We start from the raw sequence: 24,989 nt of genomic DNA, 5'->3' as shown, positions 1-24,989 counted from the left end.
TTATCTAAATGGCGGCTCGTCGAATGTTCTTAATTTTCGGGAGTGTAGCTTATCACCTTCTTGTCGTAGCAGATCGATGGCACGGATCCCAATTTGTAGATGCTCCGATATTGCGCCTTCATAAAAACTATTTGCTTGTCCCGGCAGTTTGATTTCCCCGTGAATCGGCTTGTCCGAAACGCAAAGTAATGTGCCATATGGGACACGGAAACGGTAACCTTGTGCGGCAATGGTGGCACTTTCCATATCCACAGCAACGGCTCGACTAAGGCTGAATCTGCGTGCGGTTGCAAAAAATCTTAATTCCCAGTTACGGTCATCGGTTGTAACCACAGTTCCCGTACGTAAACGCTGTTTAACTAGTTCACCAGGCATATTACTTACCTGTTTAGTGGCGTCATAAAGCGCCCGCTGAACTTCAGCAATACTTGGAATAGGAATATCTGGTGGTAATACATCATCTAAAATATGGTCATCACGTAAATAGGCGTGAGCTAGAACATAGTCACCTATTTTTTGGCTTTCACGCAGCCCACCACAGTGACCTATCATTAGCCACGTGTGAGGACGCAATACTGCTAAATGGTCGCAAATGTTTTTCGCGTTTGCTGGACCAACGCCAATATTCACTAATGTAATTCCTCCGCCATCACGTGCAATCAGATGATATGCAGGCATTTGGAATTTTTTCCATGTTAAATCGGATGTAGCAAATTGAGGGTCGGCATTTTCAGCGGTTAAATAATTATGCCCTACACAAGATAACGCGATATAGCGGCTTTCTGGATCACGAATTTGCTCACAGGCCCAATTCACAAACTCATCAACATAGCGGTTATAGTTGGTAAACAAAATATAAGGCTGAACATGCTCAGGTGGTGTTCCCGTATAATGTTTTAGTCGCGCTAAAGAGAAATCTACGCGGAGTGCATCAAAGTGGGATAATGGCATATCGTCCGTCACATGATATAAGCCATCCGTAATATCATCACTGATATGAGAGAGATCTGTAATAGGAAAATGAGCAGCTAAACTGCTACTCATACTTCTATCAAGAATTAAATCTGAACCATCAATCACAAATGGATATGGAATTTCAGTCTTAGACGGACGAACTGCAAAAGATACGTCATAATCTTGTTGAAAAATGGTCAATTGCTCAACGAGGTAAGCTCGAAACAAGTCAGGTTGGGTCACAGTAATACTGTAATCTCCCCGTTTCACAAAACGGGCATAAGCTCGCGTTTTTTCACAATGATCAACCTTTCCTTCCCAAGTTACACACAACTCAGGGTAGGCAAACAACCCATTTTCTCGTGCGTTAACATCCGGTAATGTCCCTTTATCAACATAGGTTGCAATGGCATTTCTCAAGGCTTCAATGGCATTTGAATAGAGTAATGAGAGTGTTTCGATTGTCTCTTCTATAGAAAGATTTTCATATTTTCGGCATTGTTCCAAAGACACGCTTAACTCCTTATCAAATGACGTAAAATTTACGCCTTCAGTGTATGTTATTCATCGAACACTCACAAGAAATTGCATTTAATCCTTGGAAATTTAATAAGTTAAAATTTTCGTTTATCCTATTTGTTATTTAGCTATTTTTACCTATCACCAAGTTCAAGATTAATTAAAATTAGAAAAAAAGTATTTAAATCAACTTTAAGATAGCGCTTATAGATTATTTGAAACCTTAAATGAATTATTAATCTTCAGAAAAAACATCCTCTACGATATTTATAATTTTATTTAATAAAGGAATAAATCCGAAATTAAGAATATTATTAAATTTCATCAAATAGTGAATAAATGTTTATACAATATATATTTAAAAGTAATACTATGTAGCTGTAGCTTATGGTTTCAATGTTTATGAACGCTGGTATAAATACTTAAAAGGTATTAAGGAAATCCAATGAAAAAAACGCTTTTAGTTTCTTCTATCGCTGCATTATCAATTTTGGCTGCTTCTTCATCTGCATTTGCAGCGAAAACACAAACTTATAACTGTGATGGACAAAAAATTAAAGTTTCTTTCCCTAATCAAGATACAGCAGTGATGCTTTACAGCGATGAACTAATTTTACTGAAAAGCAAAGAAGCCGCGAGTGGCGCTCGCTATGTTGGTGAAAACTTCCAACTATGGAGCAGCAAAGCAGGGTTAAACTTAGCCACTATTTCTGAAGATGATGCTGTTAATAACCGTATTTCTGACGACAAAGGTCGTGATTGTAAACTGGTTAAATAATTGCATATCTAACTACACGTAATCGTAAAAAGCAGCATCGCAATAATTATGATGCTGCTTTTTTATATAAAAATAATCTTATTGGGTAATTAAAGTTAAAACTAGCGGTAATGTAATAACGGCAAAAATAGTTTGGAAAGTAATGATCCCCGCCATTAATTGACTATCTCCATTAAGTTGCTTAGTTAAAATATAGGATGTTGGTGCAGTAGGTATGGAGAAAAAGATAACTAAAAGCACACTTTCTAATGTAGGTAATTCAAATAAATAAGCCGTAAATGAGGCTAGAATAGGCATAGCAAGCAAGCGAAACAATGTTGAAACCATAATAGGCTTAAACTCTTTTCTGAGTGTTGCTGTTTGTAATGCCCCACCAATGCAAATTAGCCCCAAAGGTAAACTGGCTGCTGCCAATAATTTTAAAAATTGATCAGACCCAAATGGTAAACCTATCGGTAATAAATTTAATAATATTCCGACGACACAAGAAATAATCAATGGATTTTTCACAATAGGCATGGCTAACTGCTTTAATGAAACTTTTTTTCCTGCACTTAACGACAGTACCGCAATAACATTACAGCTGGGAACTAAAATCGCCATAATCACCGCTGAAATCGCAATCCCTTCTGATCCAAAAAGATCCGCAACAATCGCCAATCCTAAATAAGTATTAAAACGAATAATTCCTTGAAAGTGAGCTCCAAATCGTGGGATTGGTATTCTAAATAAATATTTATTTATCACGACAAGCAGTGAACTTACAGCAAGGATGAAAAAAATGGCGCAGGCAAGATAGGGTAATTTGGGATTATTGAGTGGCGCACTCGCCAAACTGTTTATTAATAATGCAGGAAATAAAATAAAGTAATTGAGTTTTTCTGCGCTAGGCCAAAAATCGGCAGAAAATAGTGCTGTTCTACGTAAAACAAAACCCATTGCGATGAGAGCAAACAACGGCCACAACACGAGTAAGATCTTTTCCATGATTAAGAAATTCTTTTTTTTCAAACCATTATGAATTGATAAATGTAACTATATCGTTAAAATCAATGATACGTTAGTTAAAAAAAGCGATGCATATAGATACCTTTCCAGAGTGTGAGCTTTATTCAAAAATACAGTGCAGGTTTTTCCGATAGCCAACACATTTATTTATCGTTACTCTCACTAAATCTAATTATTATTTTTCAAGTTAGTCCTATGGATATAAAAAACCTTTGTAAGCTCTACCAAACTGGTAAGAAATTTAAGTATGTCTTTTTCTGGGGGCATCAATCCAAGCAACAGCAAATTACAAAAAGCTGTTTTAGCCAATGGTATCCCGCCCCTTTTATCGTTGATGGTAACCGTTTCGCCAGTGCTGAACATTTTATGATGGCAGAAAAAGCGCGTTTATTTGGTGATAGTGAAATTCTGCAAAAAATTATCCATGCTCCGAATCCTGGAGCAGCCAAAGCCTTTGGACGAGAAGTTCGTGGCTTTAAACAAGATATTTGGGATGCAAACCGATTTGATATTGTTGTAAAAGCTAATTTAGCCAAGTTTTCTCAAAATGACGCGCTAAAGCAGTTCTTATTGGCAACCAATGAGCGTGTTCTTGTGGAAGCGAGCCCTGTCGATAAAATATGGGGAATTGGTTTAGCGGAAGATGCGGAGAATATTGAAAATCCGCTTACATGGAAAGGCTTAAATTTATTGGGCTTTGCATTAATGGAAGTACGGACACAATTAGCCAATTAAGATTTTTAGCACAAATATCCCGCTGTTATCAAACAGCGGGTCTTCATTTTATTGAATACTCATTTATAGTGGCATTCTATATTCAATAACGCCCGGCTTTTCTGCCACCCAATTGTATAACTTTTGTCCACGTAAATTGGTTTCCTGGGTATGCCAATATAAACGTCCACACTGTTTCTGCTGCGCTTGTTGCTGAACAAACTCAATTAATTGCTTCCCTACATGGCGACCACGAACTTCAGGGGTCACATAAAGATCTTCTAAATAACAAAAATCATTTTCTGCCCAAGTGGAACGGTGGTAAAGATAGTTCACAAAACCAACCACTTTGTTCCCTTCCAACGCAACAGCACAGTGCATTGGCTCTTTTTCATCGAAGAAACGCGCCCATGCTTTTAATGTAATTTCTTCGCTTAAATTCACTTGATAAAATTTTTGATACTCCAACCAATAAACTAACCATTCTGGGTAGTGCTCAGGGGAAACAAACTCAATAGATACCGGTAGCTCTGCATTATTCATATAACCCTTCCATTTGTAGACATATAACTGAATGACGTTATAGTACAGAGCTATCTGGTACTGTATAAGATACACTTTTGTTATTTATTTAGGATCCACTTATGAGGCGAAAGCAGCAAGCTCAGTTCCCATTGTTATTAATTGAACAAGGTCGAATTAATGAAGGGGTTTACCATACGATCCGTAATGCAATATTGGATGGACGAATTGCTGCTGGCCTAAAATTACCTTCGACTCGGGCGTTGGCTGAGATGATGTCAATTTCGCGCAACTCAGTCATTGCTGGATTTGAACGCCTAATCGATGAAGGTTATTTATATTCAAAGCAAGGCTCTGGAACGTATGTTTCTGCACAAATTCCTGACGAGTTAGTTCGTACAATAACCACCAATCAAGCCGCTTTCCAACGAGAGAATCCTGCACTTTATCTGAACCCCATATTGAATAACCTTCAGCCACTTTGGGCACAGTCTCGTCCAAATACCAATAAGCGCTCAATATTTAATATTGGCGTTGGTTGTGTTGATCAGTTTCCCCATGACCTTTGGGGGCGGTTATTAGGAAGAGTTTGGCGAAAATCCAAGCATGATATCACGCACTATAATCATCCTGATGGCTATATACCACTCAAAAAATTATTAGCTGATTATGTGCGTTCAACCCGAGGTGTTCATTGCAATGACAAGCAAATTATTATCGTCAACGGAACCCAGCAGGCAATAAATTTAGTAGCTAAAGTCTTATTAAAACAAAGTGATACTGTTTGGCTCGATGACCCTGGTTATGATAGTGCTCGTGCAATTTTAACCGCCGCTGGCGCCAATATTTCACCGATCCCTTCCAATAATGAAGGAATGAATATTGAATACGCGGCTGCACATCATGGTGATGCCAAACTGATTTACACTACACCATCACATCAATTTCCACTTGGAACAACTTTAAGTTTACCCCGCCGTCTTGCACTATTAGATTGGGCGCAACAGAACAATGCTTGGATATTTGAGGACGATTACAACAGCGAATTTCGTTTTCTATCCAAACCGATTCAAGCCTTACAAGGGCTTGATAATCATCAACGTGTTATATATGCCGGTACATTTTCTAAAATGATGTATCCCGGTTTTCGCCTTGGATTTTTAATTGTGCCAGAAAGTCTGAGTGAAACTTTTACGATGATGAAATATTACAGTGACAGTCATTGTAGTTATTTAGAACAAGCCGCTTTAGCGCAGTTTATTCAAGAAGGTCATTACGCGAGACATATTCGCAAGATCCGCAAAATTTGTTATGAACGCCAAACTGCTTTTTGCCAATCCATCAATCAATATCTCCCGCATATTTTTGATGCCCAAATGAATGATTCAGGAATTCATACCGTCTGTTGGGTAAGAAAAGGCTATAACTTAGAGATTATCCTAGAACAGTGTCGTAACCTTGGTTTTGGTGCACAGCCATTATCTCGTTATTGTATTAACAGCCAAAATAATGATGCCATTCTATTTGGATATGCCGCCCACACTGAACAAGAGATCATCCAGAACATTCAGTTATTAAGTGAGGCATTGTTGAAAATATACCCAAGTTAAACAGAAATGATATTCGCCGCAATTCCGATTGCCGCTAGTATTGGACGGCTTATAAGATGACCTCAATGTAACTTTTCACTCTATTGAGGTGTCTATGACAAAAATAAGCTACCCATATGAACTGGAAATCGGTGACATTGTTTTCACCAGTATCGGCACTGAAGTTTTTCGCCAAATCGCTTCTGCATCAAAGTGTTGGAGTAACCATGTGGGCATGATCGTCGGTCATGATGGAGAAGACTATTTAGTAGCAGAAAGCCGCATTCCTTTATCGACTACCACCACATTATCCCGTTTTATTGCCCGCTCATCTGAGCATCGTTACAGTGTGCGCCGCTTATCCACACATTTAACCGAGGCACAAAAACAAGCGTTAGTGACACAAGTTTTTCCACGATTAAATAAGTTTTACCATACAGGGTTTAAATACGATTCATCACGCCAGTTTTGCTCCAAATTTGTATTCGACATTTACCAATCTGCCCTATCTATTCGTATTGGTGAAATCGAAACTTTCCAAGAATTATTAACAAAAAATCCGAATGCCAAATTAAAATTCTGGAAGCTGTGGTTTATTGGTTCCATTCCTTGGGAGCGCACGACCGTCACCCCTGCTAGCTTATGGCATCATCCAGAGCTTTCTTTGGTGTACCGTAGTCACGAAGATATTCATTAATCCCTGCATTTAACAACTGATTGATTGACTCTGACTACACAGATAAAGAACCCTGAACCACAGGGCTTTAGCTAGCAACTCAACGTTTTTAGGAGTAACTTCAGCACTATCTTCACGCTATTTTTTGACTCTATTTCCTCATCAAAATACCCTCCTACCCCATACACCGATTTTTATGCCCGTTCGTTTGTTCAAAACGCAATTAATGGATGAGCACGTTCAGTAAAAGGATTGAGGAGAAACGCAATGGCGAATCAATTCCGAGAAAAACAAGTCCCTTTAATGTTATTTGTTTCTTACAGCGATAATTCATTTAAACAGCATCATCCAAGAGCATCTCATGGGGGAAATAATATGGATTCAAAGTTAAATAGCTTAGAAAAAGAGATCGATAAAATGAAAAATGATCTGCATGAAATCAAAACCAATATCGCCGTAATTAAATCCAACTATTCCACCAAAGAAGCTTTAGCCGCCAGCGCCAATAAAATTATTTTATGGTTTGTGGGTAGTGTGATATTGACTCAATTACTACCAGTGGTGGTTAGAGTTGTGGATGTGTGGGTAAAGTGATTAGCAATTATATTAATGAAATTGCCTTACTTATCTTGATTATTAGAACCACAAAAAAAGGCACTCGCCCCCGAGTGCCTTTTGGCTACAACCCGCTAAACTATGAGCTATTCAGCGGTTCTGGTACTTGTGCGGATTAGGTAATCAAATGCGCTCAATGCGGCTTTGGCACCCTCTCCGGCGGAAATGATAATCTGTTTATAAGGTACTGTTGTACAGTCACCTGCGGCGAATACGCCCTTCACGCTGGTTTCGTTACGAGCATCAACTTCGATTTCGCCCATACGGTTGCGAGCAACGGTATCACCCAACCAATTGGTATTTGGTAATAAACCGATTTGAACAAACGCACCTGCTACTTCCAAAGAGTGCACGCTTTCATCCGTGCGGTCTTTGTACTCTAAGCTAGTCATCTTGCTGCCATCGCCTTTAACTTCAAGCGTTTGAGCATTCAAAATAATATCGATATTGCTCAGGCTACGGGCTTTATCTTGCAGCACGGAGTCCGCTTTCAATTCTGACGCGAATTCCAATACTGTCACATGCTCAACGATACCCGCTAAATCGATAGCTGCTTCGATACCGGAGTTACCGCCACCGATCACCGCGACGCGTTTGCCTTTAAACAGTGGACCATCACAGTGAGGACAGAACGTCACCCCTTTTGTGCGGTACTCTTGTTCGCCCGGAACACCCATATTTCTCCAGCGTGCGCCAGTGGCGATAATAATACTGCGCGCCTTCATCACACCGCCTGATGCGGTTTCGATTTGGTGATATCCGCCAGTTTGTTCAGCAGGAATAAGCTTAGTGACGGATTGACCATCAATCACATCTACATTGTAGCTATCCACATGATTTTTCAGGGCGCCAGCTAAAATCGCGCCTTCAGTTTTTAATACCGAAATATAGTTTTCGATATCAACAGTATCCATAACCTGTCCACCGAAACGCTCACCGATAACACCGGTACGAATGCCTTTACGCGCAGTATAAACCGCAGCGGATGCACCCGCAGGGCCACTACCGATGATCAGAACTTCAAATGGGTCACGTTCGCTAATCGCTTTTGCCGCACGCGCGTCAGCATTGGTATCCACCTTGCTCACGATTTCGCTTAATGTCATGCGACCTTGACCAAATTCTTTGCCGTTTAAGAAAACAGCGGGAACACCCATGATGTTGCGTTCGTCAATTTCGTTTTGGAACAGCGCACCATCAATCGCCGTATGGCTGATGTTCGGATTCAATACCGCCATTAAGTTCAGCGCCTGCACGACGTCTGGGCAGTTATGGCAAGATAATGAATAGTAAGTTTCGAAGTTAAAGTCGCCTTCCAGCCCTTTCACTTGATCCAACAATTCTTGTGCTTCTTTGGATGGATGACCACCCACTTGTAGGAGAGCCAGCACTAAAGAGGTAAATTCATGACCTAATGGTGAGCCTGCAAAACGCACGCCAATATTAGTCCCTGGGTTGGTGATTAAAAATGAAGGTGTTCTTTGTGCAGCATCGTGATCTTCACGCACAGTCACCTTGTCAGACAGCGACGCAATTTGTTCAAGTAATTGTTTTATTTCAATTGATTTTGCGCTGTCATCTAAATTCGAAACTAACTCTACGGGTTTAGTTAATCTTTCCAGATAGGCTTTTAATTGAGCCTGTAAATTATTATCGAGCATGTAATCCCCTTGGTCATAAAATCGGGTACATATACCCGTCGAATAGCCCGTTGCAGGCTTTTACTTAATTGTGTTTAGTGCCTGCAACGTGGCTTATTTTGCAATATTCTTATCGAGGGTTATCGATTAGATTTTGCCGACTAAATCTAAAGATGGAGACAGTGTTGCTTCACCTTCTTTCCATTTAGCTGGGCAAACTTCACCTGGGTGGCTTGCAACGTATTGAGCAGCTTTAACTTTACGCAGTAAGTCAGTAGCGTCACGACCAATGCCTTCCGCAGTGATTTCGATAGCTTGGATGATACCTTGTGGGTCAACAACGAATGTACCACGGTCAGCCAGACCTTCGTTTTCACGCATGTTTTCGAAGTTACGAGTCAGAGCACCTGTTGGGTCGCCGATCATCGCGTATTTGATTTTACCGATGGTTTCAGAGCTTTCGTGCCATGCTTTGTGAGTAAAGTGGGTGTCAGTCGATACAGAGTAGATATCTACGCCCATTTTTTGGAATTCAGCGTAATGGTCAGCAATGTCGCCTAATTCAGTTGGGCAAACGAAAGTGAAATCCGCTGGATAGAAGAAGAAAACGCTCCATTTACCCGCAACATCTTTCTCTGTTACTTCGATAAATTTACCGTCTTTAAAAGCTTGATTAGAAAAAGGTTTAATTTGAGTATTAATTAATGACATTTGATGTCCTCCTGTTTGGTTGACTATTAAGTTACTGTTTCGCAGAGACTTAATCCAATCAGTCGTTGCTATCGATTTGATAGGCAAAACCTAATCATTAATTAAAAATTGATAGGCATAGTATTTTATAGGTGCAGCATTAGAGCGCTTGCAGATAAAATCTGCAAGCGTTTTGTGTGAAATAATTCGAGGTAATTTAATGGGAGCTGGTGCAATAGAAACTATGCCATCGTGGCGATAGTTTTGCGAAAGCGCATTAATGCAAAGCTGAAGAATACGCTACCAATGACCACTAAAATAACAAACTGCGGCCATACAATTTCGAATCCTGCACCACGATATAAAATGGCTTGCGCTAGGCTAACAAAGTGGGTTGTCGGCATGGTTAGCATGATGTCTTGCACCAGTTGCGGCATACTCTCACGGGCAGTCATCCCCCCAGAAAGCATGTTTAATGGTAATAACACTAAGATCATCAATAGACCAAATTGTGGCATTGAGCGTGCAATCGTCCCCATAAAAATTCCAATCGATGTGGTGGCAAACAGGCTGAGCGCAACCCCACACATAAACAGCAATATCGACCCTTCAATCGGTACTTGCAGCAAGGTTTTCACCACCAGCAACAGCGAGACTGCCGAGGCAATCAGTACCACTAATCCCATCGACCAAATCTTTGACATCATGATTTCGAAAGGCGTTAACGGCATCACCATTAAGTGCTCGACGGTACCATGTTCACGCTCGCGGATCAGCGCTGCACCGGTTAAAACAATCGATAACATTGTAATATTGTTAATGATAGCCATCACCGAACCAAACCAAGACTGCGTTAAGTTTGGGTTGAACCTCATACGCACTTCAAGATCAACAGGTAAACGCCCTTGGCTGCGGTATTTCGCCAAAAATTCGTTCACTTCTCCTAAGGTAATATTTTGGATATAGCTATTACCCAAAAAGGCCTGACTCATGCGTGTTGCATCGATATTAACTTGCAATTGAGGATGGCGCCCTGCAAGTACATCCCGTTGAAAGTTAGGGGGAATATCAATTGCAAACGTATAGGCCCCTCTATCCAGTAAGCCATCAATTTCATTCGGCACAATATCTGCTGGCGGCAAGAAATAGGGTTCATAGAAGCTATTAATGATACGGTTTGAAAGTTGGGACTTATCCTGATCAGCAATGGCTATCGGAGCATTATGCAGCGAACCCGGCGTTACCGTTGCAGAGGAATAAATCGAGACAGTAAACGCAAACACAATCAGCGCCAGCATCGCTTTATCGCGCCCTAAGCTTCGTAATTCTTTCACACCCAAGTTGAAAATATTCTGTATTTTACGAAACATCCCTATGCCTCCTGCTTTTTCAGGAAATAAACACTCAAGCCAATCACAATCGGGATCGTGATGGCTAGCGGGATAAATGAAGCTTGTAAATCAAAGAAATTAAGCCCTTTAGAGAAGGTTCCCCGTGTGATCGTCAAAAAATGGGATGTTGGGTAAATCTGTCCTACCCAGCGACCAATGCCTTCCAAGGAAGAAACTGGGTCTATCATGCCGGAAAATTGTGTCGCGGGGATCAAGGTAATAATTGAGGTCCCAAAAATGGCAGCAATTTGGCTTTTCATAAAACAGGAAATCAACAGCCCCATTCCGGTTGCAATGGTGATGTACAAAAACGCCGCCAAGCTCAACGACAAGAAACTACCTTTAAATTCCACACCAAAAACATAGACAGATAAAATGCAAAGTAAAACAAAGTTGAACATCCCTAAAACAATATAAGGAAGTTGTTTACCGAGCAGGAATTCTAATTTGGTGATCGGGGTGACATAAAGGTTAATAATTGAACCCAGCTCTTTTTCACGCACCACACTGAGCGCACTGAGCATCGCAGGGATCATCATCAATAACAGAGGAATAACGGCGGGAACAATCGCCGGTAAGCTACGAACATCCGGGTTATAGCGATAGCGTGTTTCGATATCAATAGCGGGAATTCCTGCAACACCTGCCGGCTGACGTGCCGCCATCGAGCTTAGCCACGCTAAATGCATCGCTTGCACATAGCCACGCACCGTTTCCGCTCGGTTTGGCATCGCACCGTCTATCCATACGCCCAGTTTAACATTATTTCCTTTGGCAATATCACGAGCAAAATTAGGTGGAATTTCAATCGCCACTGTGATTTTTCCGCTGCGCATACCTGATTCGAGCTGCTCATAATCTTGCAATGGAGGCTGCTCAATAAAGTAGCGAGAGCCTGCTAAGTTCAGCGTATAGCCTTGGCTTAAGCCTGTTTGGTCTCGGTCGAGCACAGCAAAACGTAGGTTTTCCACGTCCATGCTGATCCCATATCCCATGATAAACATCAGGATCACCGTCCCTAATAACGCTAATGTGGAACGTACAGGATCGCGCCGTAACTCCATACCTTCACGAATGCTATAGCTAAATAAGCGTCGTAAACTGAAGCGTTTTTTGAGCGCTTCCGCCGCTTGCTCTTTCAGTTTTGCATCTACATGAAATTCAGAGGCAGTCTCTTTACCCGTATCTTTATCGCCCACCGCATCCTGCAAATAGGCAATAAACGTGGCTTCTAAGGTATCTAACCCGCGCTTTTTGATCAGGTTTTCTGGGGTATCACAATCCAGAACTTTGCCCGCATGCATCAATGAAATGCGGTCGCAGCGTTCCGCTTCGTTCATAAAGTGAGTGGAGATAAAAATAGTGACACCGTCACGTCTTGAAAGATCGACCATTAAGTTCCAGAACATATCCCGAGCGACGGGGTCAACCCCGGAAGTCGGTTCATCGAGGATCAGCATTTCTGGCTGGTGGATAACCGCGACAGCCAAAGAGAGGCGTTGGCGTATCCCTAGCGGTAGGTCATCAGGGAGTGTTTCTCGCACATCCTCCAAGTCAAAACGCTGACACATTTCATCAATGCGCTGGTTAATTTTATCTTCGGGAATGTGGAATAGTTTGGCATGTAATTCAAGGTTTTGCTGAACACTTAATTCGCTGTACAAGGAGAAAGCTTGGGACATGTATCCCACGCGTTTGCGGGTTTCAATATCTTTTGGATCAATCTCTTGCCCGAAGAGCCATGCTTGCCCTTCACTGGCTTGCAATAAGCCTGTTAACATTTTCATGGTGGTGGATTTACCACACCCGTTGGAACCTAAAAAGCCGAATATCTCCCCTTTCGGAATTTTAAAATTCACATGATCCACCGCCACAAAGTTACCGAAACGCATGGTTAAGTCCTGAGCTTCGATAGCGATAACGTCATTACCTCGTGTATCTCGAGGAGGGATAACCACTTTTTGGTGACCAGCACGTTTTTCTTCGGGTAATAACGCGATAAAGGCCGCTTCGAGATCATCACAACCCGTTTGGGCTTTTAATTCAGAAGCATGCCCAGTTGCCATCACCTTGCCATCATCCATCGCCACCAGCCAATCAAAGCGCTCCGCTTCTTCCATATAAGCCGTGGCTACCAGCACGCTCATATTGGTTTGGCGTTCTCGAATACGGTCAATAAGATCCCAAAACTGCGCTCGAGATAAGGGATCAACCCCCGTTGTCGGTTCATCAAGAATTAATAAATCTGGGTCATGAATTAGCGCGCAGCATAATCCTAGTTTTTGTTTCATCCCACCCGATAACTTTCCTGCGGGTCGGTCTTTAAAGGGAGCTAGCCCAGTACTTTCAAGAAGATCCTGAATGCGATAGGCTCGCTCTTCGTTGGATTGCCCAAATAATCGACCGAAAAAATCCACGTTCTCGTACACGGAAAGCGTATGGTAAAGGTTTTTTCCTAACCCTTGAGGCATATAGGCAATTTTGGGGCAAACATTGCGACGATGGTCACTGTTATGCATGTCCCCATTGAGCACATTGACTTGTCCCTGCTGGATCACACGGGCGCCTGCAATCAGTGACATTAAGCTTGATTTACCCACGCCATCAGGGCCAATCAGCCCCACCATTTTTCGAGCAGGAATTGCGAGAGTGATGTCATCCAACGCACAGTTATCACCGTAATATTGGCTGACATGCTGTAAATCAACAATCACATCATCCATCAATTTATCGGTCATTGTGGTAATCTCACCTCAAGATCAGTTGGCCATGCGGCTTGTGCATCTAAGCGAACGTATGCTTTTCCCGGTAAGCCTGTTTTGACATATTCAAGGTGTTTTTCCAGCAATTCAGGAGAAATACGCGCACGAACGCGGAACATCAGTTTCAAACGTTCATTTTGGGTTTCCACTGTTTTCGGCGTAAATTGTGCAACACTGGCAACGAATGAGGTTTTGGCTGGGATCACAATATTCGGGGCGGCATCGAGAATAATATGAACTTCACTCCCAAGAGCAACCTTGCCAGCTTGTTCGGTTGGCAAGAAAAAGGTCATATACACATCACTTAAATCCACCATGTTCAGCACGCGACCACCCGCACCAAGGACTTCACCTGGCTCCGCCACTCGATATTGAATACGACCGTTGCGTGGTGCTTTTAGAATACTGTCTTCTAAATCAGCCGTGATACGTCTTTCTGTCGCCGTTGCGGCTTCTACGCGGTTTTTCGCTTGGACGATACCCGCTTGTGCAGAGTCAATGGCGGCGGTAGATGCAGCAACTTGAGCCTTTGAAGCTTCAAGCGCAGCCTTTGCGCCTTGCATTTGTGCAGTATCATCATCCACTTGTTGTTGAGAGACCGCTTTAGTTTTCACTAGGACGCGAGAACGATTTAATCGTTTTTGCGCAGCATCTAGCTCCGCTTCACGCTGACGAACCACGGCTTGAGCCGCAAGTTTCTCACTTTTGCGCTGTACTAGCCCTGATTCTGCCGTGGCAACCGCACTAATGGCTTGGCGTAACTGAGCTTGTACTTCATGGAGTTGTTCCTGTAAAGCACGGGTATCCATACGAGCAAGCTCTTGCCCTTGTTGGACAAAATCCCCTTCTTTGACCAGGATGGTATCGATTCGCCCCGCTGTTTTAGTCGCAATATCTATCTCGGTGGCTTCAATTCTGCCATTACTTTGTGCGAAACCCTCTGGAAGACTACTCGAATTTTGGCTCCAGTAATAATATCCGGCCACCATAATTGCCAGAACTAAAATAAGATAAAACGATAATTTGCGCTTATTTATTTTCATACCATCCCTTCTCTATTCATTGAATAAATTAGTGAACCACAGTTGTTTTTGGTCGTTAATTAAATTAATTAGTCACATCACAAAACTGTTTTCTCTTGAAATAAATATCATCTACATTTTATTGTTATATTATTTTTATAATGGATAAAGCCTATATAACAGCCATTTTACGAGGCTATCTTATTATTTATTATAACTTTATCAGAATTTAGCTTAGGTTAAGTCGCTATATATCACAAAAAAGTCACCCACTCGAAAAAAGGGATTGTTTCAAGTGTAGATAGGAATATAAAAAAGTAACAATAAAGCCAGCAACGTTATTTGCTGGCTTTGGTTTGGTGATAAAAATATTATTTAAACGTTAATGTTTTTTAGCAGTTAATATCGCTTTGCTAGCAAATTAATTGGCAAACTTCGCAATTGTTTCAGCATCCATACGATATCGCACCCATTCGTCTTGTGGTTGTGCACCGATACTTTGGTAAAAATCAATGGCTGGCTGATTCCAATCTAATACGCTCCACTCTAAACGCTGACACTGACGTTCAAAAGCCAATTTCGCAATGTGTTTGAGAAGCTTTTTCCCGGCCCCCGCGCCACGGCACTCGGGTGAAACGTACAAATCTTCTAAATAAATCCCATTATTGCCTAACCATGTTGAATAACTGGTAAAAAATACGGCATAACCAGCAGGTTTACCGTCAACGTAACACAGTAATGCTTCGGTTTTGGAATCTGGTGCGAACAATGAGTTCTCAATATCAGCAACACTGGCTTTTACTTCATGACGCGCTTTTTCATAGACGGCTAACTCAATAATCATCTCTAAAATCAACGGGGCATCTTCACGGGTTGCCGTTCTAATTTGTATATCCATTATTATCTCTCTTGTTGTTTGAGGCTCAATTTTAACCATCGATGGCGCTAAACCCTAACGCTCAGCAGTTTTATTCATCACAACATAAGCATTATAAGAATGATTTATAACGACAGATAAACAGAATGAATTATTGCTATTGCTCTAAAATCCCCCTCTTTGCTATCATCCGCCCATTGTTCAACCGAAATATTGAAAATAAAAAAGGAGGCTAATCTTATGCTGTTGTGTGATCTTATTGAATACTCACACTTCTTTGGTAATCGCCAGAGCTCAGGCTTTCACAGTGTTACACTGCGATAACCCTGCCTGAGCAAAGCAGCTAAAGAGTCTTTTCTCAGCTTACTGGGTTGTCGTATCGACAATACCCGGCGTTTTTACGCCTAGAATTTGAGTAAGCTATGAGCACATTATTATCTGTAAAATCATTAAACTACGATACATCCACCACCTCATTACTGTCTGATATCAGCTTCACTTTATTGCAAGGTGACCGTATTGGTCTGATTGGTCACAATGGTAGCGGTAAAAGTACCTTATTGAAGCTTTTAACCTCCCAGTTATCGCCAAATAGTGGGCAAATTACCTATGCCAATCATTGTGTTACTGCATATATCGAGCAGCATCTTCCTGCGGAAGTCGCGCCATTAACTTTGATAGATGCGCTACTGCAAAAACTGCCTATACAAGAACATGTTTCTGAACGTTGGCGAGCGGAAGTGTTATTAACGGAATTAGGGTTTGCACCTCATCAGTGGGAGCAATCGGCAAATGCCATTAGTGGCGGTCAACATACGCGTTTACTGTTAGGACGCGCGTTAATCAGCCAGCCTGATTTATTGCTGTTAGATGAACCGAGTAACCATCTGGATTTACCTACCCTTATTTGGTTAGGGAATTTTCTTCAAAGTTGGAAAGGTAGCTTTGTTTTGGTTTCTCATGACCAATCTTTGTTGGATAAGGTGACAAACAGTACGTGGATTTTGCGAGATAAAACTCTACATTTTTATCGGCTTCCATGCAGCCAAGCACGCCAAGCATTAGCAGAAACCGACCGCGCCGATGAGCATCGTTTTAACGCCGAGCAAAAGGAAATTGACCGTATTTCTTCAAGTGCCAAGCGGTTAGCGATTTGGGGCAAAGTTTATGACAATGAAGGGCTTGCTCGAAAAGCGAAGCAAATGGAAAAACAGATAGATCGTTTAAAAGAGGATCAAACAGACCTCACTGAAGGCTATCAATGGCAATTGTTACTGAATGGGAAAGCGATTCCTGCGGATCGAGTGCTTGAATTGGATAATACGCAAGTCACCACGCCGGATGGGCAATTTCTATTTTCAGTCCCTTTTTCGCAAGTGAAAAGCGGTGACCGCATTGCCATTATGGGCGCCAATGGTTGCGGAAAATCCACGCTATTGCGTTTGATTTGGCAGCAATACCTCGCTGACCTGCGTTATGAAATTCAGCTAAAGTTCCATCCAACGATTTCAGTGGGTTATTATGATCAGCAATTAGCACAGTTAGATGACCATGATAGTTTAATCGATGCATTGCGGAATTTTGCCCCTCTCACCGATGAACAGCGAAAAATGGCGCTGATCAGTGCCGGATTTGTCTATTCTCGCCATCAGCAAAAAGTGGCAACGCTAAGCGGTGGTGAACGAGCACGTTTGTTATTTATTGGGCTAAGTTTGGCGCAATATGCGCTAATTTTGCTGGATGAACCAACAAACCACCTTGATCTTGAAGGTAAGGAAGCGCTGAGCGAGCAAATTTCCCAATTCGAAGGGGCGCTGTTAGTCGTTAGTCATGATAAATGGTTAATTGAAAATAGTTGCCAGCGTTATTGGTATATTCATAATAATCGCTTGGAAGAGTATCTGGATCTGGAAGAAATTTACCAGAAGATAGAGAAACAATCCGCCTTCTCAGAGAACGAGTTGGAAGAGAGCCAAACCCGTTTAATTTCTGAAAATACACAAGGGGTCATGCCTCATTCTCATGAAGATGACCTCCTTGAGCAGCTGTTGGAGCTGGAGGAAAAGTTGGCTGCGGATAAACAGCGTAAAGTTGCGCATCAGAAGCCCCTTCTTCAACAACAGTGGATTGAGGAAATGAAGCGAATTCAAACTTTGCTAGAGATCTAAAATAATAAAGCCCCTAGATGCCAACATGTACTAGGGGCTTTTCATTACTTCAATAACAAAACAATACCGTGACAAAATAATTATTAATAAAGTAACGCAAATCCTTATCGGTGAAATGGGGTCAATCACCCTATTTACTCTCATTTTATGAATAACTGTTTTGCCACACTGTGTTACATCTAACTCAACTTAATATTTCTGTTTTTTTGCTCGCTTAAAGTATGACATTGGCACACTAGGACAAACCACCTCTTTAAATTTAACCTTACTCTTCGGCGCGGAATCTGCCTGTTCTTCTTTTGGCTCAATTTGCTTATTTTCTTCCGGCTGCATCACTTGTTCTGGCTGCATGGTCTCTTTCATATGAATTTGCTCTTTAACTTGGATAATATGACGGGTTTTTGCCATGTTATTTTCCTTCTACTGCGTTCTCTTCTAAAACGGCATTATTTTCCGAGACTACGTTATTTTCAGAAACTAATAGTGCCTCATTCATTTGCTCAATTCGTTTTACGGCTTGGTTGATAATATCCACCACTTGAGCCGATTCTTGCTTTGATAACTGCTGTAACACAATTTTATGCCGGAGTAATGATTTGAATTTATCTACCGCTAACTCAATTTCATTGGCAAATTGGTTACCCGCTTTCAGCTCTTGTGCATAATTTAGCTTCATTTTAACTTCAGCCAGAATGTCCGCTTTTAAAAGTAAAAAGCAGCGGCCTTCCGGCGTGATAGCAAAGCATTTACGCCCTTTACCCGTTTCTTTACTGGTTGAAATAAAATTCAGTTCTTCCAGTAATGTCAGTGTCGGATAAATCACGCCAGGGCTTGGGCAATAAAATCCAGCTGTTTCCTCACTGATTTTTTTTATCAGTTCATAACCATAATTCGCGCCATCTACGAGTAAATGCAAAATATAAATACGCAGCTGTTTTGGATTAAACATGCGCCGAACACTTTTACCCTCACATAGACATGTATCGAGGTTTTTTGGATTGTCCATTTGGTCTCTCAGTAAATGTGCAAAAAATTAAAAACCGATATATCTAATATCATAATTGATTTTCTGAATAATGCCAGAATTAGATATATCTGTTTTTATCAATACGTGCTAATGATAACCATTATCATTATGATAGCGAGAAAATTAGCGTCTTAGAGTACAAAAAGTGTTTTTAGTGATCCAAGTAAATGAAAAAAGCCAGTTCTGCGAGAGAACTGGCTTTCTAAATCAAAACAATAACTCGTTAGTGTTAGCCAATATCCGGCAGAACTTTGAAGACAATACCGAGCTGGATGCCGATAACTGCGATACCACACAGGAACACAATCACTAATGCTGGCTTACCACCAAGTACTTGATATTTGCGAGGGTTAACATGGCGAGATTTCAGAGCCATCGCACTTGGCAGTAATAACGCTAAGATAGACAGCGCGATTGCCGCATAACCCAACGCCATCACGAAACCTTTCGGGTAAAACAATGCGAAAACAAGCGGAGGTAAAAAGGTAATCAGCCCGGTTTGAATACGCCCAGATGCATTATCTTGGCGCTTAAACAGGTCGGCTAAGAAGTCAAACAAACCTAACGCAACCCCAAGGAATGATGTGGCTAATGCAAGGCTCATAAACATTTGCGCGACGAATTCAGTTTTACCTGACTGCGCAACTGCTTTAATGGCTTCCAATAGTCCATTTAACCCAGAGTTCTCAGCTAAAATTCCCACAAAGGTATTCGTGCTAATACTACCCAGCGTAGCGATTTGCCATAAAATGTAAGCAACTAGCGGAATCGCACTTCCTAACACAAAGATAATTCGCAGTTTTTTGACATCACCGCCCATATATTTCACGACACTTGGCACACTTCCGTGGAAACCAAATGAGGTAAAGAAGACTGGGATAGCCGCGAGGATCAAAATTTTATCGGTTGGTGCTGACAATAAATTTAACTGTTCCACATGCGGGAACATCATTGCCAGAATGATCACTAAAAAGACGATTTTCGCGGTAAACAATATGCGGTTAATAAAATCGACGGATGAAGTACCAAAACAAACAACACCACCTCCAATAATGGTAAAGACGACAATGCCCATCCAGTCTGCCATTTCAATGGCAAAACTGCCTTTCAGATTGGAGGTAATGATTTGCCCTGCTCCCGTCACATAGGCGGCGGTTAAGGCATACATTAAAAACATCATACTAAAACCCGTGATGAACTTCCCACTCGAGCCTAAATAGCGCTGAGCAACGCTACCTATCCCTGTTTCATGGGATTCATGCTGGTAAACTTCCACCAGCAATAATGCGGTGTAGCACATTAGCGCCCACAGACCAAACAACATCACCAAACTGACTGAAAACCCATTACTTCCCGCTGCAATTGGCATTGCCAACATTCCAGCGCCGATCGTAGTACCTGCAACAATAAAAACACTACCAAGTGTGCGATTTTTCATATTGAGATCCTAACAAAATTAATTAAACACTAACTTTTTGGATGGAATGATTACGTTTATTTTCTTCATCAATGAGCTGTTGTAGTTTGTCTTCAAAGATATTTCTTAATTCATTCCAGTAGTTATCGAAGTGCTGTTTATCACGCAGGCAATGGGTCATAATTGCGGCCCTTAATACATAAATTGAATGGACTTTATGCCATTCCTCTTCCTTGAAATTCGCCTCTAGACACAGATTCTGAGGATTATCACCATACTCTTCATGGGTTAGTGATGTTGACGACGTTAAAAAATCATTTGCATAAGTACGTCCTGCTGCATAAGAGCAGAGTTCATACAAACGTTTATTTAACTGGTTTTGTTTCTCTAATGAGGTATTTCCCGTTTCCCTGAACATAAAATTGATCATGTGGAAATCCGGTGCAGGCATCGCTGCCAATGTAAACTCACGCCCATCAATCACAAACGGCTCGCTGGCATTGATTTTTTCAATCATCCAATTGGCGGTTGTTACCCCAGCCGCAATGACTTTGCCATACCCCAATAAGTTCAGCGGAACTAACCGATGTGCAGCCCATACCGCCGCTGCCGTCGCACCAGCTTTTGAGCCTTCCATAATCGATGAACCCAGTAATACATTCTGTTGTTTATCGGTTTTACGACTACTTTCTTTCACTTCTTCAAACACATAGGCAGCATGATAGGAAATCAAATCGACAATGCGTTTATCCTTCATACAAATCGCCCCAGCAGCATAAGGGATAAAACCGACTTTATGCGGATCGACTGTGATGGAGTCAGCTTGGTTTAAAGCTCGGAAACTCTGATAAACATCAGGCTTTGGCCAAACGATATCTGGCGGGAAAACACCTTCGTCATGGTAACGTGCAATAAGCGCATCATATTCAAGGAATTGGTTGTTTTCATCACGGAACATTGCACAGGCATAACCTGCATACGCCGCATCAATATGCACATAGAATGAAACGCCAAAGCGTTGCTCACATTCTTCGCGTAATTTAATGACTTCAGCGACGTTATCAATAGCACCTGTTTCAGTGGTACCTACAACAGCGACCACTGCAAGAATAGGCTCGCCTTTTTCAATCAATGAGAAAACAATGTCACGCATTTGCGAAACATCCGTGCGATAACGTTTATCAACGGGAAGTTGAACAATGTTTTGTTGCCCTAACCCTAAGATATCCATCGCTTTCATCCACGAATAATGCTTGGATTGCGGCACTAATAATTTACCGAGTTTACCTTGTTCAACGCCGGTGCCTCGGCAAGTCAGATTACGGATCTCTTCAAACAGCCCTTGCTTTTTCAACTCATCAATCAGATCCAATACATCACTGGTACGCATATTCAGTAACGCGTTTTCTGAAACATCCGTTAAGAGTTGTTTGGCTTGAGGGTGGGATGCCATGGCTAAAGGTAAGGTTTTGATATTTCTCGCGACCCATAACCCTTCGTAGTTAGCTACTGTGCCACCCGAGGTAATGTGCCCCCAAGATTTTTGCACGTCATACCCAAACATACCGCATAAATCTAACCCCGCTTCGATTTCTAATACCGTCGTTGTCGGTGAAGATTCTTGTGCGCAGTTATTTGGGTTGTACATCATAGCCATGACATACGCGAGATTGGAGATCATCAAAGTATCCGCGTTCATATGCCCCATGTAACGCGGTGAAAACCAAGGCACTGACGTAGTTTTCAACTTTGAGGAAAGCTGATTAAGGATACCTTCAGTGCGATATAACGTATCCCGATATTCCGGTGCATATCTATCGACGGTAGTAATTAAATCGGGATCTTCAGGATGATAACCAGAACGCCAATGCATATGCTCAGTCACTGCATATTCCATCATTTCTCTGAAAAATACCGCATTTTCAGATTTAGGTCCGAGGAACAACGCATCTACGTTCATGTTCTTATTTTTAAAATTATTCATTATCACTACACCTTCAACTACAGCTGGCTGGCACCAGCTGCATTAAGTTACTCAACTTATTATCATTGGAAAGTGCAATAACGGGGGGATGTCTGTGTCGAATGACAACTTGTTAATGATATGACTAGACTTATATCCTTAACCTATATTCAGTAGTAGACAAGCCGTTAATGAGCCAACTTGTCTATAGATATAATCCATCTTCATTAAAACATTAACAAACTCATCTTAATTTTGTTCGGATTTGTGGACAGGCACAAAAATTCAAAAATTAATCATCTGTAAAGAGATATTTACGCTCAAAAGACTTGATAATGTAAATTATTTGTTATAAATAACAAATAATACCCTACGTGATTATTATCTAATTATATAAAGATTAAAAAATAGTTAAGTCGTAGCTACCTGTTTACTAAAATAATTTTACCAATCAAATCCCCTGACTCCATATGGTGATGTGCACGATCCACCTGACACAATGTATATATTTTGTTAATTATTGGTTTTATCTTACCATTCTGTAACATTCCCCAAACTTGCTGATGCAGCTCTTTTGCGATTTGCGCTTTCTCTTCATTACTTCGAGAGCGCATTGTCGATCCAGTGTGGGTTAAACGTTTTACCATCATTGGCATCATGTTCAGCTGAGTTGGGTTTCCTTTCATCATGCCAATTTGGATAATCCGTCCAAATTTTGCGGCTACTACGTAATTTTTACTGACATAGTCGCCACCAATAATATCGACGACCATATTCACACCATGATGATTTGTATACTCCTGAGTCACTTTAACAAAATCGTCTGTTCGGTAATTAATCACACAATCCGCACCAAGTGATTTCGCCGCTATCGCTTTATCTTCTGAGCCAACCGTCGTTATCACCGTGGCACCAAAGGCTTTTGCTAACATGATGACGACACTACCAATACCCGAGGTACCACCATGAATAAGTACTGTTTCCCCTTGTTTCAACTGCCCAATCTGGAACATATTCGCCCAAACAGTAAAAAAGTTTTCTGGGATAGCAGCCCCTTCTTCAAAGGATAAATTTCCTAATGGCAAAGCAATATCCTGATGCACTAAGCAGTACTCTGCGTAACCACCACCTGCTACAAGTGCACAAATTCGGTCGCCTATCGCCCACGTTGTTACATCATCAGCTTTAGCCACAACTGTACCTGATACCTCAAGTCCCATGATTGGTGAAGCATCTGGCGGTGGTGGGTATGAGCCTTTGCGTTGGAAAATGTCAGGACGGTTAACACCTGAGGCTTCCACTTTAACGATTAAATGACCAGGAAGGAGTTTAGGGAGCGGAATTTCTATTAGCTGCAGTTCATCTGAAACGCTTGGATCAATAATGTCGACAGCTGTCATTAATGGTGGCAACGACATCAAATTGTTATTCATTATGACCTCTTTTTATAAGTTAATAGGAAAAAATGATATTTTTCTGTTTATTCTTGTGTTAATTTAATGCTAATAAATGACGTAAAATAAAACGTGTTTTTATTAAGTTTTTTGTCCCTCTTTTTATATATTAAATTTATGTATTTAATATATGTCAAATCATGAAATTGCGAATATCCCGTAAATTAGCATGATCTGCTGAATCTATTAGATTGGTAAATTTAGCATTCTTTGCTTTTTTATTTAATAACTCGTTTCTGTCTTATATAGCCCTTACCTGATCAATTATCTTATGCTAAAATTGACTCATATCAATAATTTTAACCTGATTGAGCATTTAATATGATCCCAGAAAAAAGAGTTGTTCGTCGCATCCAGTCTGGTGGTTGTGCTATTCATTGCCAGGATTGCAGTATTAGTCAGCTGTGTATTCCTTTTACTCTGAATGAACACGAACTGGATCAACTCGATAATATTATCGAACGTAAAAAACCTATTCAAAAAGGCCAAGCTTTATTTAAAGCCGGCGATGAATTACGTTCTTTATACGCTATTCGCTCTGGCACAATTAAAAGCTACACCATTACTGAAGAAGGCGATGAGCAAATTACCGGTTTCCACTTAGCGGGCGACCTCGTTGGTTTTGATGCCATTATTCATACACAGCACCCAAGTTTTGCTCAAGCGCTAGAAACTTCAATGGTTTGTGAAATTCCATTTGAAACGCTGGACGATTTATCTGGCAAAATGCCTAACCTGCGCCAGCAAATTATGCGCCTGATGAGCGGTGAAATTAAAGGGGACCAAGAAATGATCCTCTTATTATCTAAGAAAAATGCGGAAGAGCGTTTAGCTGCATTTATTCTTAACCTATCTCATCGTTTTGCTGAGCGTGGTTTCTCACCAAGAGAATTCAGACTCACCATGACTCGTGGCGATATTGGTAATTACCTTGGCTTAACCGTTGAGACAATTAGCCGTCTGTTAGGCCGCTTCCAAAAAAGCGGTATGCTCAGCGTTAAAGGTAAATATATTACCATCGACGATATGGCGAAACTGACTGATATCGCTGGTAAAGTATCCCCTGTTTCTTGCTAATATTCCTATAAACGGGTCACAAACTTTGTGATCCGTTGTTACTTTTTAATCACATTTCTTGCGTATTTATCCCCAATAACATAGTTTAGAGAGATGGAACTATCCGTTTATTGAGAGGATGTCAGC

Annotated in this window: 21 protein-coding genes; 7 read left to right on the top strand and 14 right to left on the bottom strand. The window is 41.2% G+C overall.

What is annotated here, in order from left to right; translation table 11 throughout:
• On the bottom strand, positions 1-1,461 hold the full coding sequence (locus HFU86_RS09160; RefSeq protein WP_154599346.1) for an AMP nucleosidase: 1,461 nt from the start codon (positions 1,459-1,461) through the stop codon (positions 1-3).
• Between the two features lie 457 nt (positions 1,462-1,918).
• Here HFU86_RS09160 and HFU86_RS09155 point away from each other — a divergent pair, with 457 nt between their 5' ends.
• Complete coding sequence (locus HFU86_RS09155; RefSeq protein WP_132495912.1) at positions 1,919-2,251, top strand: MliC family protein; 333 nt, start codon at positions 1,919-1,921, stop codon at positions 2,249-2,251.
• Positions 2,252-2,329: 78 nt separating this feature from the next.
• Here the strand turns inward: HFU86_RS09155 and HFU86_RS09150 are convergent, their stop codons facing one another.
• Entirely contained in the window at positions 2,330-3,238 is a 909-nt protein-coding gene (locus tag HFU86_RS09150) for an AEC family transporter (RefSeq protein WP_187129083.1), read from the bottom strand.
• Positions 3,239-3,454: 216 nt separating this feature from the next.
• Between HFU86_RS09150 and HFU86_RS09145 the strand changes: the two genes are divergently transcribed.
• Entirely contained in the window at positions 3,455-3,994 is a 540-nt protein-coding gene (locus HFU86_RS09145) for an NADAR family protein (RefSeq protein WP_187129082.1), read from the top strand.
• Positions 3,995-4,057: 63 nt separating this feature from the next.
• Here HFU86_RS09145 and HFU86_RS09140 read toward each other — a convergent pair whose 3' ends face one another.
• The gene (locus tag HFU86_RS09140) at positions 4,058-4,516 is read right to left on the bottom strand and encodes a GNAT family N-acetyltransferase (protein WP_187129081.1); all 459 of its coding nucleotides are present in this window, start codon (positions 4,514-4,516) and stop codon (positions 4,058-4,060) included.
• Positions 4,517-4,617: 101 nt separating this feature from the next.
• On the opposite strand from HFU86_RS09140, the gene pdxR reads away from it, so the two are divergent.
• The 3 genes from pdxR to HFU86_RS09125 all read left to right on the top strand — a co-directional run bounded on the left by pdxR (position 4,618) and on the right by HFU86_RS09125 (position 7,354).
• Complete coding sequence (gene pdxR, locus HFU86_RS09135; RefSeq protein WP_132495909.1) at positions 4,618-6,105, top strand: MocR-like pyridoxine biosynthesis transcription factor PdxR; 1,488 nt, start codon at positions 4,618-4,620, stop codon at positions 6,103-6,105.
• A gap of 94 nt (positions 6,106-6,199) precedes the next feature.
• Positions 6,200-6,781: a YebB family permuted papain-like enzyme gene (locus tag HFU86_RS09130; protein WP_132495908.1), complete on the top strand. Its 582-nt coding sequence runs from the start codon at positions 6,200-6,202 to the stop codon at positions 6,779-6,781.
• 246 nt (positions 6,782-7,027) lie between these two features.
• A complete protein-coding gene (locus tag HFU86_RS09125) occupies positions 7,028-7,354 on the top strand; it encodes a hypothetical protein (protein WP_187129080.1) in 327 nt (108 codons plus the stop codon).
• 107 nt (positions 7,355-7,461) lie between these two features.
• On the opposite strand, the gene ahpF is transcribed toward HFU86_RS09125, so the two are convergent.
• The 6 genes from ahpF to HFU86_RS09095 all read right to left on the bottom strand — a co-directional run bounded on the left by ahpF (position 7,462) and on the right by HFU86_RS09095 (position 15,778).
• The gene (gene ahpF, locus HFU86_RS09120; RefSeq protein ID WP_132495907.1) at positions 7,462-9,036 is read right to left on the bottom strand and encodes an alkyl hydroperoxide reductase subunit F; all 1,575 of its coding nucleotides are present in this window, start codon (positions 9,034-9,036) and stop codon (positions 7,462-7,464) included.
• Positions 9,037-9,162: 126 nt separating this feature from the next.
• Positions 9,163-9,726 (bottom strand): alkyl hydroperoxide reductase subunit C, encoded by a 564-nt coding sequence (ahpC, locus tag HFU86_RS09115; protein ID WP_132495906.1) that lies wholly within the window; start codon positions 9,724-9,726, stop codon positions 9,163-9,165.
• A gap of 221 nt (positions 9,727-9,947) precedes the next feature.
• Entirely contained in the window at positions 9,948-11,075 is a 1,128-nt protein-coding gene (locus tag HFU86_RS09110) for an ABC transporter permease (RefSeq protein WP_036948121.1), read from the bottom strand.
• 2 nt (positions 11,076-11,077) lie between these two features.
• Complete coding sequence (gene rbbA, locus HFU86_RS09105) at positions 11,078-13,834, bottom strand: ribosome-associated ATPase/putative transporter RbbA (RefSeq protein WP_187129079.1); 2,757 nt, start codon at positions 13,832-13,834, stop codon at positions 11,078-11,080.
• Positions 13,831-14,901 carry an HlyD family secretion protein gene (locus HFU86_RS09100; protein ID WP_132495903.1) on the bottom strand — a complete coding sequence of 357 codons (1,071 nt, stop codon included), beginning with the start codon at positions 14,899-14,901 and terminating at the stop codon, positions 13,831-13,833. Before HFU86_RS09100 ends, rbbA begins: the two co-directional genes overlap by 4 nt.
• A 400-nt stretch (positions 14,902-15,301) precedes the next feature.
• The gene (locus tag HFU86_RS09095) at positions 15,302-15,778 is read right to left on the bottom strand and encodes a GNAT family N-acetyltransferase (protein WP_132495902.1); all 477 of its coding nucleotides are present in this window, start codon (positions 15,776-15,778) and stop codon (positions 15,302-15,304) included.
• Positions 15,779-16,179: 401 nt separating this feature from the next.
• On the opposite strand from HFU86_RS09095, the gene HFU86_RS09090 reads away from it, so the two are divergent.
• Positions 16,180-17,925, top strand: coding sequence for an ABC-F family ATP-binding cassette domain-containing protein (locus HFU86_RS09090; protein ID WP_187129078.1), 1,746 nt, complete (start codon positions 16,180-16,182; stop codon positions 17,923-17,925).
• A gap of 189 nt (positions 17,926-18,114) precedes the next feature.
• Here HFU86_RS09090 and HFU86_RS09085 read toward each other — a convergent pair whose 3' ends face one another.
• The 5 genes from HFU86_RS09085 to HFU86_RS09065 all read right to left on the bottom strand — a co-directional run bounded on the left by HFU86_RS09085 (position 18,115) and on the right by HFU86_RS09065 (position 23,765).
• Complete coding sequence (locus HFU86_RS09085; RefSeq protein WP_132495900.1) at positions 18,115-18,333, bottom strand: DEAD/DEAH box helicase; 219 nt, start codon at positions 18,331-18,333, stop codon at positions 18,115-18,117.
• Position 18,334: 1 nt separating this feature from the next.
• Positions 18,335-18,874, bottom strand: coding sequence for a PadR family transcriptional regulator (locus HFU86_RS09080; RefSeq protein WP_255425965.1), 540 nt, complete (start codon positions 18,872-18,874; stop codon positions 18,335-18,337).
• Positions 18,875-19,181: 307 nt separating this feature from the next.
• Entirely contained in the window at positions 19,182-20,330 is a 1,149-nt protein-coding gene (gene tyrP / locus HFU86_RS09075; protein WP_230082448.1) for a tyrosine transporter TyrP, read from the bottom strand.
• Positions 20,331-20,412: 82 nt separating this feature from the next.
• Positions 20,413-22,353 carry a pyridoxal phosphate-dependent decarboxylase family protein gene (locus tag HFU86_RS09070; protein ID WP_132495898.1) on the bottom strand — a complete coding sequence of 647 codons (1,941 nt, stop codon included), beginning with the start codon at positions 22,351-22,353 and terminating at the stop codon, positions 20,413-20,415.
• Positions 22,354-22,754: 401 nt separating this feature from the next.
• On the bottom strand, positions 22,755-23,765 hold the full coding sequence (locus tag HFU86_RS09065) for an NAD(P)H-quinone oxidoreductase (RefSeq protein WP_187129076.1): 1,011 nt from the start codon (positions 23,763-23,765) through the stop codon (positions 22,755-22,757).
• A gap of 342 nt (positions 23,766-24,107) precedes the next feature.
• Here HFU86_RS09065 and HFU86_RS09060 point away from each other — a divergent pair, with 342 nt between their 5' ends.
• The gene (locus HFU86_RS09060; protein WP_006659880.1) at positions 24,108-24,863 is read left to right on the top strand and encodes an FNR family transcription factor; all 756 of its coding nucleotides are present in this window, start codon (positions 24,108-24,110) and stop codon (positions 24,861-24,863) included.
• The last annotated feature ends 126 nt before the right edge of the window (positions 24,864-24,989 follow it).

This window comes from Providencia sp. JUb39 (genome assembly GCF_012272845.1).
Lineage (GTDB): Bacteria > Pseudomonadota > Gammaproteobacteria > Enterobacterales > Enterobacteriaceae > Providencia > Providencia lanzhouensis.
The sequence above is the reverse complement of the archived record's forward strand: the minus strand, read 5'-3'. Positions and strand labels throughout refer to the sequence as shown.